This is a genomic window from Sphingobium lactosutens DS20, assembly GCF_000445105.1.
GTDB classification, from domain to species: Bacteria; Pseudomonadota; Alphaproteobacteria; order Sphingomonadales; family Sphingomonadaceae; genus Sphingobium; species Sphingobium lactosutens.
In genome coordinates this window covers 112,616-126,937 of record NZ_ATDP01000089.1, presented here as the reverse complement: position 1 = coordinate 126,937, position 14,322 = coordinate 112,616, and the positions used below count along the sequence as shown (strand labels likewise).

Here is a 14,322-nt window from a genome sequence, read left to right as displayed (position 1 = left end):
ACACTCACCCAGTGCGTTTGGCGGATGTGTCGGGGTCAGCGCGATTGGAAAGGCCTGGATCCCATCCGCCTCCGAGTACTTTGTAAAGCGTGATGAGGTTCATTTGCCGCGCCAGATCGGTCTGGATGAACGATTGTCGTGCCGCATAGGCTGTCCGCTGGGCATCGAGTACCTCAAGATATCCTGCGACTTTTTCACGGTAGCGGCGCTGGACGAGATCATTCGAGATTGCGGCGGCGTCGCTTCGCCTGCGCTGTGCGTCGAGCCGGGCGTCCATGACGGCACGTTGGGCAAGCCCATCGGCGACTTCCCGAAAAGCCGTCTGGATCGACTTTTCATATTGCGCGACGGCGATATCGCGTTCGGTCCTGGCGACGTCGAGGTCAGCCTTGAGCCGACCGCCGGTGAAGATCGGGAGATTGATCTGCGGGCTGAAGCTCCATGTGTGATTGCCGCCGTCGAACAAATCCTTGAGTTCCAAGCTCGCGCGCCCGACGTTGCCGGTAAGGCTGATGCTGGGGAAGAAGGCCGCTCGCGCCGCACCGATATTGGCATTGGCGCTCATCAGGTCATGTTCGGCCGCCAGAATGTCCGGCCTGTTGCGCAACAGGTCGGACGGCAAGCCGGCCGGCAGTTCATCGCGGCCAAGCATCGCGGTCGTGGCCCCCGCCACCGGCAACATGTCGGGTGCAAGCGGCGTCCCCACCAGCAGTTCAAGAGCATTGCGATCGAGGGCCACCTGACTGCTCGCGGCCAGAGCCGTGGACTTGGCATCTTCCAGTTCCCCGTCCGCCTGGCGCAGTTCAAGAAGTGACGATGTACCCGCAGCGTAGCGCCTGTCCTGGATGTCATAGGCTTGCTGCCTCGTGCGCAGCGTGTCGTCGGCCAGGCGGAGAAGCTCCTGATCGGCTGCAAGCGTGACATAGGCGCTCGCCACCTCGGCAACCAGGCTGATGTGGGTCGCGCGCCGGGTTTCCACAGTCGACAGATAGCTTTGGAGCGCCGCATCCTTCAGGCTGCGCACGCGGCCAAACAGATCCAGTTCATAGGCGCTCACGCCGACGCCCAGGCTGTAGGAGCTGTCGAAGAAGGCGAGCCCACCGGGCTGGCGCTGCTCGGTGCCACTCGCGGTGACATTGACGTCCGGGATCAGGGCGGCACGCTGAATGCGATATTGCGCCCGCGCTTTTTCGATGTTGAGCGCCGCGACACGAAGGTCGCGATTGTTGTCCAGCGCCATTTGGATAACTGCACGCAACTTTGTGTCGACGAACATCTGCTGCCATTTGATCTCAGCGGCGGATGCACCAGCAGAGGCCGCACCGTTCGGGTAAACGGGCGCCACAGGTGCTGCAGGCCGTTCATATTTTGGCGCCAGCGTGCAGCCACCAAGAAAAGCAACGATGCCGCACAGGAACAACCTTCGCCCCCTGAAGAGTGCCTTTCGATGCAACGGCGTTCGGCCAAGGGGTCGCAGCCCGGCGCGTTGGGACAAGACGCCGGACTGCAACCCGCCCGGGGAGTGATGGCTCACATCTCCGGGTTGGCCGCCGCTCGGGGCGGCCGATCCGCAACCCGCATCGGGTGACCAGTCCCGGCGTGCGACTGTCTGGCTGGCCATATTGTTTGCCTCCGATGAAGCGTGACGGATCATCTGTTTACTGGGTGAGGAAGCCCGCGCGACGGGCAGTGTGCTGTCAATCATGAGCGATCTCCCCGGTGGGCTGTTCGGGCGTCTCGCCTTTCTTCTTCGAGAAGAAGCTCATCACGACGACGAAGAACAGCGGCACGAAGAAAATCGCTAGGATCGTCGCGGTGATCATGCCGCCGACGACGCCGGTGCCGATCGCGTGCTTGCTGCCCGCGCTGGCGCCCGACGCGACCGCGAGCGGCAGCACGCCCACGGTAAAGGCCAGCGACGTCATGATGATCGGTCGCAGGCGCAGGCGCGCGGCCTCTATCGCGGCCTCCATCAGCGGCTTGCCGTCCCGTTCGACCAGATCGCGCGCGAATTCCACGATCAGGATCGCATTCTTCGCTGACAGGCCGATCGTCGTCAGCAGCCCGACCTGGAAGAAGACGTCATTGCTCAGGCCACGCGCCAGCGTCGCGATCACCGTGCCGATCACACCCAGCGGCACGACCAGCATAACCGAGAAGGGAATCGACCAGCTTTCGTACAGCGCCGCAAGGCAGAGGAACACGATCAGCAGCGACAGGGCATAGAGCGCAGGAGCCTGCGATCCCGACAGGCGTTCCTCATAGGAGAGGCCGGTCCAGGCAACGCGGATGCCTGGGGGCAGCTTGGCGGCGATTTCCTGCACTGCCGCCATCGCCTGGCCGGAACTTTTCCCCGGTGCCGGCTCGCCAAGAATCTCGACCGCGGGCAGGCCGTTATACCGTTCCAGCCGGGGCGAGCCATAGACCCATTTGCCCGTCGCGAACGCATCGAACGAGACCATCCCGCCCTTGTCGTTACGCACATACCATTTGCCGAAATCCTCAGGAGATATCCGGGATTCGGGAATGCCCTGGATATAGACGCGCTTGACGCGGCCGTTGTCGATGAAGTCGTTGACATAGGACGAGCCCCAGGCGGCCGACATCGTGTTGTTCACGTCGTCCAGGCTGAGACCGAGCGCGCGTACCTTCTCATCGTCGATCTCGATCTGATATTGCGGTTCGTCGTTCATGCCGTTGGGGCGGACCAGTTGCAGCGCGGGGTTTTTCGCCGCCATGCCCAGAAACTGGTTGCGCGCCTGCATCAGCCGCGCGTGATCGCCGCCGCCGTTGTCCTGCAGGAACAGGTCGAACCCGGTCGCATTGCCCAGTTCCTGAACGGCGGGCGGCGCGAAAGCGATGACGGTGCCCTCCTTCAGGCCCGCGAAATGCTGCATCGTCCGGCCCACGATATCGAAGGCGCTGGTGGTGCGGTCATTCCACGGCTTGAGCTGCACGAAGGCAAGGCCGGACCCCTGCCCGCGGCCCGCGAAGTTAAAGCCCGACACGGTCATGACCGCCTGTACCGCATCGCCCTCGGATTTGAGGAGGAAGTTGGCAACCTGGCCCAGCACATGCTGCGTCCGTTCCGAACTGGCATTGGGCGGCATCTGCACCTGGATCAGCGCCATGCCCTGATCTTCGTCGGGCAGGAACGAACTGCGCATCATCGGGAACAGGACGACCAGCAGCGCGACGATCAGGCCAAAGGCGATCATGCCGCGCTTGCGCGCGCCCAGCAGGCGACTGACGCCGCGTTCATAGCGGCCGGCCGATCTATCGAACCAGCGGTTGAACCAGCCGAAAAATCCCTTCTTCTCGTGATGATCATGGGAAACCGGCTTTAGCATCGTCGCGCACAGGGCTGGCGTGAAGATCAGCGCGACCAGCACCGATAGCGCCATCGCCGATACGATCGTGATCGAGAACTGGCGATAGATGACGCCGGTGGAGCCGCCGAAGAACGCCATCGGCACGAACACCGCCGAAAGCACCAGCGCGATGCCGACCAGCGCACCGCTGATCTGCTCCATGGACTTGCGGCTCGCCTCCAAAGGAGACAGCCCTTCCTCGCTCATCAGCCGTTCGACATTTTCCACCACCACGATCGCATCATCGACTAGCAAGCCGATCGCCAGCACCAGCCCGAACATCGTCAGGATGTTGATGGTGAAGCCGAACGCCGCCATCACCCCGAACGTCCCGAGCAGCACAACCGGAACCGCCAGCGTCGGGATCAGCGTGGCTCGCCAGTTCTGGAGGAACAGGAACATCACCGCAAAGACCAGCACGATCGCTTCCAGCAGCGTGTGAACCACGCCCTCGATCGAGTGGCTGATCACCGGCTCGGTGTCATAGGGATAGACGACCTTCACGCCCTTGGGGAAGGTCGGCTCGAGATCCTTGAGCCGCGCACGTACCGCCTCGATGGTCTGGAGCGCGTTGGCCCCGGTGGCGAGGCGCAGCGCGATACCGGCCGCCGGTTGATTGGCATTGTAATTTGCCTGGATCGAGAATTGCTCGGCGCCAAGCTTTACCTCGGCGACGTCACGCAACCGCACTTGCGAGCCGTCCGCATTCACCTTAAGGAGGATGTCCCGGAACTGCTCCGGCGTCTGGTACCGGGTCTTGCCGATCACCGTCGCGTTGAGTTCCACGCCCTTGGTCGTCGGCAGGCCGGCGAGCTGGCCGGACGAGACCTGCACGTTCTGCGACTTGATCGCGGCGCTGACATCGGTTGGCGTCAGGCCGAAGCTGGTGAGTTTGGTGGGATCGAGCCAGATGCGCATCGCGTTCTGCGACCCCAGGACCATGAAGTCGCCGACGCCGGGCGTCCGCGCCAGCGGGTCCTGCAATTTGGAAACGATGAAGTCGCCCAGGTCATAGGCGCTCATCCTGCCGTCGGTGGACACCAGCCCGACGACGACCAGGAAGTTAATCTGGAACTTAGCGACGCGCATCCCCTGCGCCTGCACCTCGGCGGGCACCAGCGGCGTTGCCAGCGACAGCTTGTTCTGCACCTGGACCTGCGCGATGTCGGGATCGGTTCCCTGTTCGAATGTCGCGGTGATCGCGAAGCTGCCGTCGGCGTTGCTTTCCGACTTGATGTAACGCAGGTTGTCGAGACCGTTGAGCTGCTGTTCCACCACCTGCACGACGGTATCCTGCACCGTCTGTGCCGATGCGCCGGGATAGGTACCGCTGATCTGGATCGCGGGCGGCGCGATATTGGGATATTGGTTGATCGGCAGCGCCCGGATGGCGAGGACGCCCGCCAGCATGATGACGATGGCGATGACCCAGGCGAAGATCGGCCGGTCGATGAAGAAGCGCGACATGGCTTTCGTGCTCCTACTTCGCGGCAGCCACGGCCTTCACCGCGGCGCCGGGCTGGACGTTCTGGCCGCCATCGACGACCACCCTGTCACCCGCGGCCAGGCCCGCGCTTATGAGGGAGCGTGATCCGACGCTTCGCTCGACCGTGACCTTGCGTGCTTGCGCCTTGCCCGCCTTGTCGACGATCATCACGCTGGCCTGCCCGCTCTGATCGCGGGTGACGGCGCGTTGGGGCACGAGCAACGCATTGCTGCGCATGCCCTGCGGCAACTGAGCGCGCACGAACATGCCCGGCAGCAGAACGCCATCAGGATTGGGGAATTGCGCGCGAAGCGTCACTGCGCCCGTGCCCTGATCAACGCTCACCTCGGAGAATTTGAGCCGACCCGGCTGGGGATAGGATTTGCCATTCTCAAGGATCAGGCGAACCTCCGCTTGCCCATCCCCACCCGCCTTCAGGCGGCCGCTCGCAAAATCCTCCCGCAGCGTCAGCAACGCCGTGGAAGGCTGGACGATATCCACATAGATGGGATCGAGTTGCTGGATGGTGGCGAGCGCGTCCGGCTGACTGGCCGTTACCAAAGCGCCCTGGGTGAAGGCCGATCGACCAATCCTACCTGAGATGGGCGCGCTGATCCGCGTAAAGCCCATGTCGATCTGCGCAGAATGGACAGCGGCGCGAGCTGCGAGATATTGCGCGCGGGCATCATCGCGATCCTGCTGGCTGATCGCGTTGTCCTTGATAAGGCGGTCATAGCGTTCCGAGAGCAACTGGGCGGAAGACAAGCTCGCCTGCGCTCTTTCGAGCGTCGCCCGATAGGGCGCGGGATTAACCTGATAGAGCGGCTGACCGGCTTTGACGAAGCTGCCTTCCTCAAACAATCGCCGCAGGAGAATGCCACCAACCTGCGGACGCACTTCGGCCACGCGAAAAGGGGTCGTTCGCCCCGGCAACTCGGTCGAGAATGTCACGGCTTCGGGACGCAGCGTAATGACCGAGACTTCCGGAGTTGCCGGCGGCGGCGGTGCCTGCTCCCTTTGACAGGCCGCCAGGAGGAGGCAGGACGCAACCATCACTGCCATTGGGATCGCCTTGCCCCCCACTACCGCCATAAATCGCAACTCCATTATTAGGTCGAATGATCGACCTAGTTTATCGCAAAAAACAAATCGCGCTTGCGACCCGACGGGTGAAACGCGACTCGGCGAATGTTTAGATTGAATGACCAAACCAATCAACTATAATGTTCCGTGGTTGCAAGCGCGCTATGCAGCCGGAGAGGAAACAGGAGACAGGTAATGCCCAGAACGGCCCAAAGGGGTGATGACAGTATGAACGCGCAGCGTCGGCGTGCGCAGGTCCTCGAGGCTGCGAGTCTGTGTTTCCGCGAAAAGGGCTTCCACGGCACCAGCATGGCCCAGATTTCAGCGGCCGCCGGCATGAGCATCGGCCACATCTATCATTATTTCAAGAGCAAGGAGGACATCATCGCGGGCATCGTCGAGCGCGAGCGCGACGAGGTGGAACTGCTTCTGGCCGGCATGCGCGACGCAGCAAATCCCGAGGATGCTATCGCGGCCTTTGCGAACGGAACGGAACGCAGCGTGGAGATGAACAGGGACATCTCTCGCGCGGCGTTGAAAATGGAGATTTTAGCCGAAGCAGCGCGTAATCCCGCCATTGCGGAGGTCGTCCATCGCCACAATGCCGAAATCAAGGCAGCCCACCAGAGAATCTTCGATGCCGCTGATCCAAAGCTTGAAGCACGTATGGAACTGACCGCCGCGCTCATGGAGGGCTTGTCCGTGCGCGCATTGCGAAATCCGGATCTGGACAAGCAAATCGATCTGGATCTGATGCGGGATGTCGTTCGATGCATCTTTTCTGCGAGTTAAGAGCCTTCGAGGTGAAACCGCCCGCAAGCTCCGGTTCGAACGACGCGGTTCAAACCGCGCGCGGTCACAGCGCGTCGCCAGATATCGAGCAGTTTCTCCTGGGATCGCCTCGATCCTTCTATAAGCTATTCAAGTTCAGCCTTCGTCATCCAGTGCCTTCTTGATCGAGCGGATGTTCGTCTTAGCACAATGGCTAGCGACCACATCCTTAAGCGGACGAGTGGCGTCCGTCAGATCTGCAGCATCCAGCAAGAACCCGTCGGTAACAAGCATTTTGCCCTGAACATAATCCTTCATCGCATTCACAGTATCGATTGCTACAACCTTCCCCTTTCGCCTGTAAATAACAGAGAAGGATTCGGTTTTGGGGTCCCCGCGAACCAACTCCTCGTCATATCCTCCCAATATACCTACGGTCTGGAGGCGCATGTCGTATTGATTGGACCAGAACCACGGGACATTCTCATATCGCTCCGGCGTACCCAAGATGCCCTTGGCCGCAATTGTCGCCATATCGTTTGCGTTCTGAACCGATTCGATGCGCATTTGACCGCCACCGGCAAACTTGTTGTGATGGAGGGCGCAGTCCCCGACAGCCCAGATGTGTGGCAGCGCCGTCTGACAATAGTCATTGACGGGCGCGCCTGCCGCGACGGCAGCGCCGACATCAATGAGTGGCTGCACCGCTGGCACGATGCCAATTCCAACGATGACCATTTGGGCAGCGACAGTGGTCCCATCGGTCAGTCGGACCCCACTCACCTTTCCGTCGGTTCCCTCGATCGAGGCCACGCTCGCGCCAAGGCGTACATCTATACCGTGCGAGCGATGCTTGTCTTCCACATATCGGGACAGCTCCGGTCCGGTCACTCTGGCGAGCACACGACCCAAAGCTTCCAGGATCGTCACCTTTTTGCCGAACTTGCTCAACGCAGCAGCGGCCTCAAGCCCGATATATCCTCCGCCAATGACGACCACGTCCTCGACCTTGAAGATATCTGCCAACATTTGGTCGACATCATGAAGGTTCCTGACGGTGTGAATACCTTCGAGTCCATCTCCTTCGCAAGACAGCGATCTGGCATGGCCGCCTGTAGCCCAGACTAATTCGCCGTATCGTATAGTGACGCCTTGAGCAAAGCGCACTTCCTGCGCCTCAGGATCGACTGCGACGGCCTTGTGACCAAGGAGTATCTCTATGTTCCGTTCATCCCAGAAGGCTTTGGGACGAATGAGGAGCCGTTCGAAATTCTTCTCGCCAGCAAGATATTCTTTGCTGAGAGGCGGGCGCTCGTAGGGCAGGAATGACTCTTCTCCTGCGATGGCGACTGTTCCCTCGTATTTCCTCTGGCGCAGGGCGATTGCAACCTGCGCCCCGGCATGGCCCCCGCCTACGATCAGCGTATCAAATCTGATATTCATACGGTCTCGCCTAATCGCCTGATGGATTTATGCCGGCTGGAGGGCCCCGGCTCGGAAATGCTGCGTGTCCCTTTCTGCATCAGTCTTCGGGCGCTAGCGCGATACGAAGGCCCGACAGCTCCGCACTCAAGAAGATCTGACAGGCGAGCCGGGACAGCAGCGTACGATGATCCGACCCGTCCAACAGGTCATCCTCTTCTGCCGACATGGCAGGTAGGCGACCAATAGCGGCTTCCTCGACATAGACGTGGCACGTAGCGCACGAGAGGCACCCCCCGCATAACGCTAGCATCTCATCTATCCCAGCGTCGCGGATTGCCTCCATGAAACTGGCGCCCTCGGCCCCTTCGACCTCGTGACTGTTGCCTTCCCTGTCGATTACCAGAAACTCGGTCATTTCAACCTCGATAGCTTGATTAGGCGCGATGGTCACCGCCATCGACCGACCTGGCCGATAGCGGCGATTTTTCAGGCAGCGATGTTTACGACCCCTGCCCGGACACGGCTCATTAAATGTTGGGAGAGGCTGGAGAACTGCGTAGAGGACACGCATATCATGCCGCGTCGAGCAATTGCCCGGTCGGATCGAGTACAAACTTCTGCGCTGCTCCTGCATCGAAAGTTTGATAGCCTTCAGCGGCATCTTCGAGAGAAATCACCTTGGCGTTGACGATATCGGCGATCGGAAGCCGATCGTGCAAGATTGCCTGCATTAGTTGGCGATTATACCGGACGACGGGCGTTTGCCCCGTGTGGAAGGACTGGGCTTTTGCCCATCCCAAGCCGAATCGCAGCGAAAGGCTGCCGACCTTGGCCGCACTGTCGATGGCCCCCGGATCCTCGGTAACATAGAGACCTGGTATACCAATCGAGCCAGCAGGCCGTGTGATTTCCATCATCTGATTGAGCACGATGGCAGGCTGTTCGCCGCCTGCATGGCCGCGAGCCTCAAAGCCCACCGCATCAATAGCTGCGTCGACCTCGTTGACGCCAACGATATCTGCGATTAGCTCGCCAAGCCGATCAGTTTTCGAAAGATCGACCGCTTCGAAGCCGACTTTCTTGGCATGGGCGAGACGATCCTTGTTGAAGTCTCCAATCATGACGACCGCAGCGCCGAGAATCCGAGCGGACGCAGCGGCGGCAAGTCCGACTGGACCGGCGCCAGCCACATAGACTACCGATCCTACACCTACGCCCGCCATCACGGCGCCGTGGAAGCCAGTCGGAAGAATATCGGACAGCATCGTAAGGTCGCGGATTTTCGCAAGCGCGCGATCGCGGTCGGGCAGTTTCAGCAGATTGAAGTCCGCATAAGGCACCATCACATATCGCGCCTGGCCGCCGATCCAGCCCCCCATATCGACATAGCCATAGGCGCCGCCAGCCCGTTCCGGGTTTACCGTGAGGCATACTCCAGTGTCCTGCGACTTGCATGTCCTGCAACGTCCACACGCGACATTGAACGGCACCGAAACGATGTCCCCAATATCGATCATCTCGACATCCGAGCCTTTCTCGATCACCTCGCCAGTGATCTCATGGCCCAGAACGAGTCCGGCCGGCGCAGTGGTCCGCCCGCGCACCATATGCTGGTCTGAACCACAGATATTGGTCGACAGAACCCTGAGGATCACCCCATGCTCGATCTTGCGGCCATCAGGCGCGTTGAAAGTCGGATCCGCGATATCACGCACCTCGATCTTGCCGGGTTCAAGATATACAACGCCTCTGTTCTTGGTCATTCCATGCTCCTCTCACTCGCTAGCGATATTTTCTTTCCAGCGTTATCACGCCGCTTCGGTCACCTGAGTGCTGGAATTCTCTTCGGCGATCGCCCTTTCGATCATCATGCGCGATCGCACGCCGCCTGCATCGATGTTCAGCTTGAGCAGGCGTCTATCTGGATAGAGCAGCAGATTGTTCTGCTGCTGCTCAAGCATATCGAGATCCTCACTGAATATCTTGCCCTGGCCCTCACGGATCGTATCGGTGAGAGCAGGATCGTCGACCCCGAACCGCCGCGCCATTCCCCAGAAATAATGATGCGAGGTTTCAGTTTCGGGGGTTATGAAGTCAACGACAATGCTTGCGGCCTTCATCGCATCGTCCGCCTCGTAACCACCCTGCCCTTCGAGAGCGACGCCGACCTCGATCATTACATGACTGGGCAGCGAGAAACGGCATATCTGCCAACGGTCCACCAACTGATCGTCCGGTAAGCCCGCACCCCGCAAGGCTAGTTGCCAGAAAGGCGGCGCCATCACTTTTTCCATCGTACGACTTGTGATGATTTCGTCCGGCTCGGCTCGTGTTTTCACCGGCGCTTCGTCGATCTCCTTCTGGCCGATGCTGCTCGCATGGACATAGGTTTCATGGGTCAGATCCATGAGATTATCTACCATCAGGCGATAGTCGCACTTGATGTGATACAGGCCGCCACCATAAGCCCATTCTTCACTCTCCGCCCAATGGAGATGATGAAGTTTCTCTGGATCGACTTGCTCTTGATCTCCAGGCCAGACCCAGATGAAACCGTAGCGCTCGATAGTGGCGAAGGACTTGATCGGCGGAAAGCCTTTGACCTTCTGCCCCGGCATATCGATGGCATGTCCCGAGCACCCCATCACAAGGCCGTGGTAACCGCAGACGAGATTTCCATCGCGAACGAAACCCAGGGACAGTGGCGCACCGCGGTGCGGGCAGAAGTCCTCGATCGCGGCGACCTTGCCGCCCTCTGCTCTGAAGAACACCATTCGCTCGCCGCAAATCATACGACCAAGAGGCTTGCCTTCGATTTCATCGGGCGTGCACGCGACATACCAGGCATTGCGCGGCCATAGCGCCGCGGTCGCCACATCTTTTACCTTCGTATTCATGTCTGACCCTGATCCTATCTGGCTGCCTGTCAACTTTTCCGCCTGCGCAAAGCCAACCCCGAATTCCGAAATTATGCGGCGTTCTCGATTTCCCGGTCCTGCTCCTCGCGGATGAGACGACGGATAAGCTGCTTGGCCTGCCGCGCACCGACATCACTTGCAATGTCGATCATTATCCTGTCAGGGTCGGCATTGATCCGTTCCTGTTGCAGTTCCAGCACTTCCTGATCTTCGCGGAATGTGTCGGCAGTCTGTTGATAGACGAGGTCGGGAATCCCGTTTTGCAACGCGTTGGTTGAGATCGACCAGAAATAATGTGTCGTGGTGGCAGTCTCCGGGGTGATCCCGTGGAAGCCTATCATCGAAAATCCATGATCACGATTTCCGTCGTAGGCTCCCGTGCCGGCATCGCAAGCACCGGTGTGAATGCGAATGAGGACGGGTTCGAACTCAATTTCCTGCCAGCGATCAACAAGCCCTTCGAATCCGCGTGCAGCTACATAAGTTGGAGGCGGCGTCGAGGAGGGCATCCGCCGCACAACGCGCACACCGTTGGGTAGCCGGGTCGTTTCTGTCTTGGTCTTGAAATGCAGTTCCGGATTGCCACCGATCGTCTTGGGATGAATGTAGGGCAGGTGCGATAAATCCATTAGATTTTCGACGAGCAACTGCCAATTGCCATTCACCGCGAAATGCGCACTGCGCCAGGCAAAGCGTGGATCCGAATGGATTGGGTGGCGTGGGATTAGATTTTCGTCGGCCAGCGCCGGGTCGCCCATCCATATCCACAGGAGACTATCCTGCTCTACAATCGGATACGAACGCACGCGCGCCGTGGCGGGAACCTTGTCTTGCGCCGGAATACGCGTACAAATCCCGTTCCTGCCGAACTCGAGGCCGTGATACGTGCACCGGATCTGGTTTCCGCAGACCTGGCCGTGGCTAAGTTGCATTGCCCGATGACAACATCGGTCCTCTAATGCTCCGACCTCACCAACTTCGGTGCGAAAAAGCACAATCGGCTGCTCGAGAAACGTACGGCCGACACGGTCGCCCGCAGCGAGGTCGCTTGCCCAGCCCGCCACATACCAAGCGTTGTATAGAAATTCACGCGATGGCGTGAAGTTCGACATACCCTTCATCAATCCTCATCCCTTGCCCAAGCTCAACTCCCAACCGCGCTTTCGAGCGACGGTGGCGGCTTCATTCCCGGCGAGCGGTGTTGCAGTCATATCAGCGAGAACAATTATTGACTTGATGGAATTTTTCGATACTCACTATAAGTAATATGGATATTAGAGATCTTGACCTCGACATGCTTGTCCTGATCGACACGCTGCATACCGAAGGGTCGGTCTCAGCGGCGGCCAAGCGAATGAAGACCAGTCAGCCCAATGCCAGTTTCATGCTTGGCAAATTGCGTGAGTTGTTCGGCGATCAACTATTTGTTCGCACGGGGGGCGCAATGAGGCCCACCGCTCTTGGCAGTGCTTTAAAAGATCCTGTCCAGCGGGTGATTGCGACCATAAAGGGCGAAATCCTTCAACTGCCCACGTTCGATCCGCTTTCCGCAGAGCGCACTTTTACGATCAGTTCATCCGATCTGGGTGAAATCGTTCTGCTGCCGGATTTGCTCGATACTCTACGCACCGAGGCACCTCGATGTGGAATAAGCATGCTGTCCATGCCCTTCGAAGCGCTTAAAGACGCGATGGTTTCAGGCGATGTCGATCTTGCGGCAGGCTATTTTCCAGACTTTTACAGCCACGATTTTTTCGAAAGGAAGCTGTTTGAACATCCGTTCGTTTGCTTGGCGAGCGCGACGCATCCAACAATTCAAGGAAGCATTACGCTTCAGCAATTCCTCGACGCCGAGCACGCTGTAGTGATCCAAGAAGGACGTACCCAGGAGATTTTCGAGAAAAGTGCGGCCATGGCTGGTCTGCAGCGTCGCATTTCCCTCATCACTCAGCACTTCATGAGCCTTCCAGCACTGATTGCGCGCACTTCTCTCATCACCGTCGTCCCGCGTGCCGTTGGCAGATGGTATCAGGATAAGGAGGATATTCAACTCCTTGAGCCTCCCGTTCCTGTCCCGCTCATCGAGATCAAGCAATTTTGGCATCGCCGTGTGCAACATGATCCAGCGGTTGCTTGGTTCAGGAAACTGATGGAGCGCCAGTTTCTCAACCGCGATCCAACTAACGATCCTTCTTCGACGGTTTTTCTCTGATCGTTCAGAGCAGATAGCCAGAGACGCTGGTTGGCGCGCAGGGTACCCGAAGGCGACTGTGGTCACACACAATCTGATCGCTGGCACAGCGCTGCAGAAGCGGACTCCTGCCGCAAGGGAAATGATAGCGTGAAAATGTTGCCGTCAATGTGTGGCTGAGTGTCGATCACCTGTGGCGGGTTGACGCGGGCGTCGGTATTGTCGCACGTCCCAACTACCACGGACTATGAGCTTGCGACTTATACTTGTTCCCGGTCTTCTAAACGATGCAGCGCTCTGGTGTGACCAGATCGATCCGCTTTCAGAAACATGCGAGCCTGTCGTCGCCGATATCACCCGAGGCGAGACACTGGCCGAAATGGCGGATGCTGTCCTTGACGCTGGCGGCAAAACCTTCGCTCTGGCAGGCTTTTCTCTGGGTGGTATCGTCGCGCAACAGGTAATAGCTATCGCACCCGGCCGGATAACACATCTGGCGCTGCTCGACACGACAATGAAACCCGACAGTGCGGAACGTGCCGAAGAGCGCGCCTTTCTCACATCGCTTGCCCGAAATCCGGGTCGCTTCCACGGGTTCGGCGAGAAGCTTCTGCAACGCTACCTTGCCCCGGAAAATCTTGGGAACGAAGCGATGGCGGATCGTATCCGCGAAATGACGGCGCGGTTGGGACCGGAGGTCTTCATCCGTCAGAGCCGTATCCCGAGGCCGGACAGTCACGACATCCTGCGAACGATCAAGGTGCCGACGCTGGTGCTTTGCGGCGCACACGATCAACTGACACCGCCCGATGTCCACCGGGAGATGGCCTCGCTCATCCCGCAAGCCAAACTGGCGATCGTCAAGCATGCCGGCCATATGACGCCAATCGAAACCCCCGATGTCGTTTCGGTCGCACTGAAGAGGCTCATCGAGCGTTGACGGTATGGGCCATGCAAAGCCGAAGTTTTTTGCGCGGTACTTGAGATATCCTTCTCAGTCTACGCGGCGACCTGGACAGGCAGACCTTCTCGCGGCGAGCCAATGAGACGAGCAAATGGCATTGTATCGGACCTGAT

11 protein-coding genes are annotated in these 14,322 nt (G+C 59.3%); 3 read left to right on the top strand and 8 right to left on the bottom strand.

The features are described 5' to 3' along the window. Positions 1-4: 4 nt before the first annotated feature. From RLDS_RS40580 to RLDS_RS40570, 3 genes are all read right to left on the bottom strand, one after another. Positions 5-1,420 (bottom strand): efflux transporter outer membrane subunit, encoded by a 1,416-nt coding sequence (locus tag RLDS_RS40580; protein ID WP_031298179.1) that lies wholly within the window; start codon positions 1,418-1,420, stop codon positions 5-7. Between the two features lie 277 nt (positions 1,421-1,697). After that, positions 1,698-4,838, bottom strand: a complete 3,141-nt coding sequence (locus tag RLDS_RS40575; RefSeq protein ID WP_021226150.1) for an efflux RND transporter permease subunit — start codon at positions 4,836-4,838, stop codon at positions 1,698-1,700. 13 nt (positions 4,839-4,851) lie between these two features. After that, positions 4,852-5,919, bottom strand: a complete 1,068-nt coding sequence (locus tag RLDS_RS40570; protein WP_021226149.1) for an efflux RND transporter periplasmic adaptor subunit — start codon at positions 5,917-5,919, stop codon at positions 4,852-4,854. Positions 5,920-6,168: 249 nt separating this feature from the next. On the opposite strand from RLDS_RS40570, the gene RLDS_RS40565 reads away from it, so the two are divergent. Further along, positions 6,169-6,732, top strand: a complete 564-nt coding sequence (locus RLDS_RS40565; RefSeq protein ID WP_021226148.1) for a TetR/AcrR family transcriptional regulator — start codon at positions 6,169-6,171, stop codon at positions 6,730-6,732. A gap of 135 nt (positions 6,733-6,867) precedes the next feature. On the opposite strand, the gene RLDS_RS40560 is transcribed toward RLDS_RS40565, so the two are convergent. The 5 genes from RLDS_RS40560 to RLDS_RS0128195 all read right to left on the bottom strand — a co-directional run bounded on the left by RLDS_RS40560 (position 6,868) and on the right by RLDS_RS0128195 (position 12,175). Next, positions 6,868-8,154, bottom strand: coding sequence for an NAD(P)/FAD-dependent oxidoreductase (locus RLDS_RS40560; RefSeq protein WP_021226147.1), 1,287 nt, complete (start codon positions 8,152-8,154; stop codon positions 6,868-6,870). Positions 8,155-8,233: 79 nt separating this feature from the next. After that, entirely contained in the window at positions 8,234-8,551 is a 318-nt protein-coding gene (locus RLDS_RS40555; protein WP_031298174.1) for a 2Fe-2S iron-sulfur cluster-binding protein, read from the bottom strand. A 157-nt stretch (positions 8,552-8,708) separates the two neighbouring features. After that, positions 8,709-9,899, bottom strand: a complete 1,191-nt coding sequence (gene fdhA, locus RLDS_RS40550) for a formaldehyde dehydrogenase, glutathione-independent (protein WP_021226145.1) — start codon at positions 9,897-9,899, stop codon at positions 8,709-8,711. Between the two features lie 45 nt (positions 9,900-9,944). Continuing rightward, complete coding sequence (locus RLDS_RS40545) at positions 9,945-11,033, bottom strand: Rieske 2Fe-2S domain-containing protein (protein WP_021226144.1); 1,089 nt, start codon at positions 11,031-11,033, stop codon at positions 9,945-9,947. A gap of 71 nt (positions 11,034-11,104) precedes the next feature. After that, complete coding sequence (locus tag RLDS_RS0128195; protein ID WP_201767481.1) at positions 11,105-12,175, bottom strand: aromatic ring-hydroxylating dioxygenase subunit alpha; 1,071 nt, start codon at positions 12,173-12,175, stop codon at positions 11,105-11,107. 173 nt (positions 12,176-12,348) lie between these two features. Here RLDS_RS0128195 and RLDS_RS40540 point away from each other — a divergent pair, with 173 nt between their 5' ends. Further along, positions 12,349-13,266 carry a LysR family transcriptional regulator gene (locus tag RLDS_RS40540; RefSeq protein ID WP_201767480.1) on the top strand — a complete coding sequence of 306 codons (918 nt, stop codon included), beginning with the start codon at positions 12,349-12,351 and terminating at the stop codon, positions 13,264-13,266. Between the two features lie 232 nt (positions 13,267-13,498). After that, positions 13,499-14,185 (top strand): alpha/beta fold hydrolase, encoded by a 687-nt coding sequence (locus tag RLDS_RS40535; protein WP_201767479.1) that lies wholly within the window; start codon positions 13,499-13,501, stop codon positions 14,183-14,185. Positions 14,186-14,322: the final 137 nt, after the last annotated feature.

Bases quoted from the DNA above. Each gene is read 5' to 3' on its own strand.
- RLDS_RS40575 (WP_021226150.1), bottom strand. From the start codon at position 4,838: ATGTCGCGCTTCTTCATCGACCGGCCGATCTTCGCCTGGGTCATCGCC.
- RLDS_RS40565 (WP_021226148.1), top strand. From the start codon at position 6,169: ATGAACGCGCAGCGTCGGCGTGCGCAGGTCCTCGAGGCTGCGAGTCTG.
- RLDS_RS40540 (WP_201767480.1), top strand. From the start codon at position 12,349: ATGCTTGTCCTGATCGACACGCTGCATACCGAAGGGTCGGTCTCAGCG.
- RLDS_RS40555 (WP_031298174.1), bottom strand. From the start codon at position 8,551: ATGACCGAGTTTCTGGTAATCGACAGGGAAGGCAACAGTCACGAGGTC.
- fdhA (WP_021226145.1), bottom strand. From the start codon at position 9,899: ATGACCAAGAACAGAGGCGTTGTATATCTTGAACCCGGCAAGATCGAG.
- RLDS_RS40570 (WP_021226149.1), bottom strand. From the start codon at position 5,919: ATGGCAGTGATGGTTGCGTCCTGCCTCCTCCTGGCGGCCTGTCAAAGG.
- RLDS_RS0128195 (WP_201767481.1), bottom strand. From the start codon at position 12,175: ATGAAGGGTATGTCGAACTTCACGCCATCGCGTGAATTTCTATACAAC.
- RLDS_RS40545 (WP_021226144.1), bottom strand. From the start codon at position 11,033: ATGAATACGAAGGTAAAAGATGTGGCGACCGCGGCGCTATGGCCGCGC.
- RLDS_RS40560 (WP_021226147.1), bottom strand. From the start codon at position 8,154: ATGAATATCAGATTTGATACGCTGATCGTAGGCGGGGGCCATGCCGGG.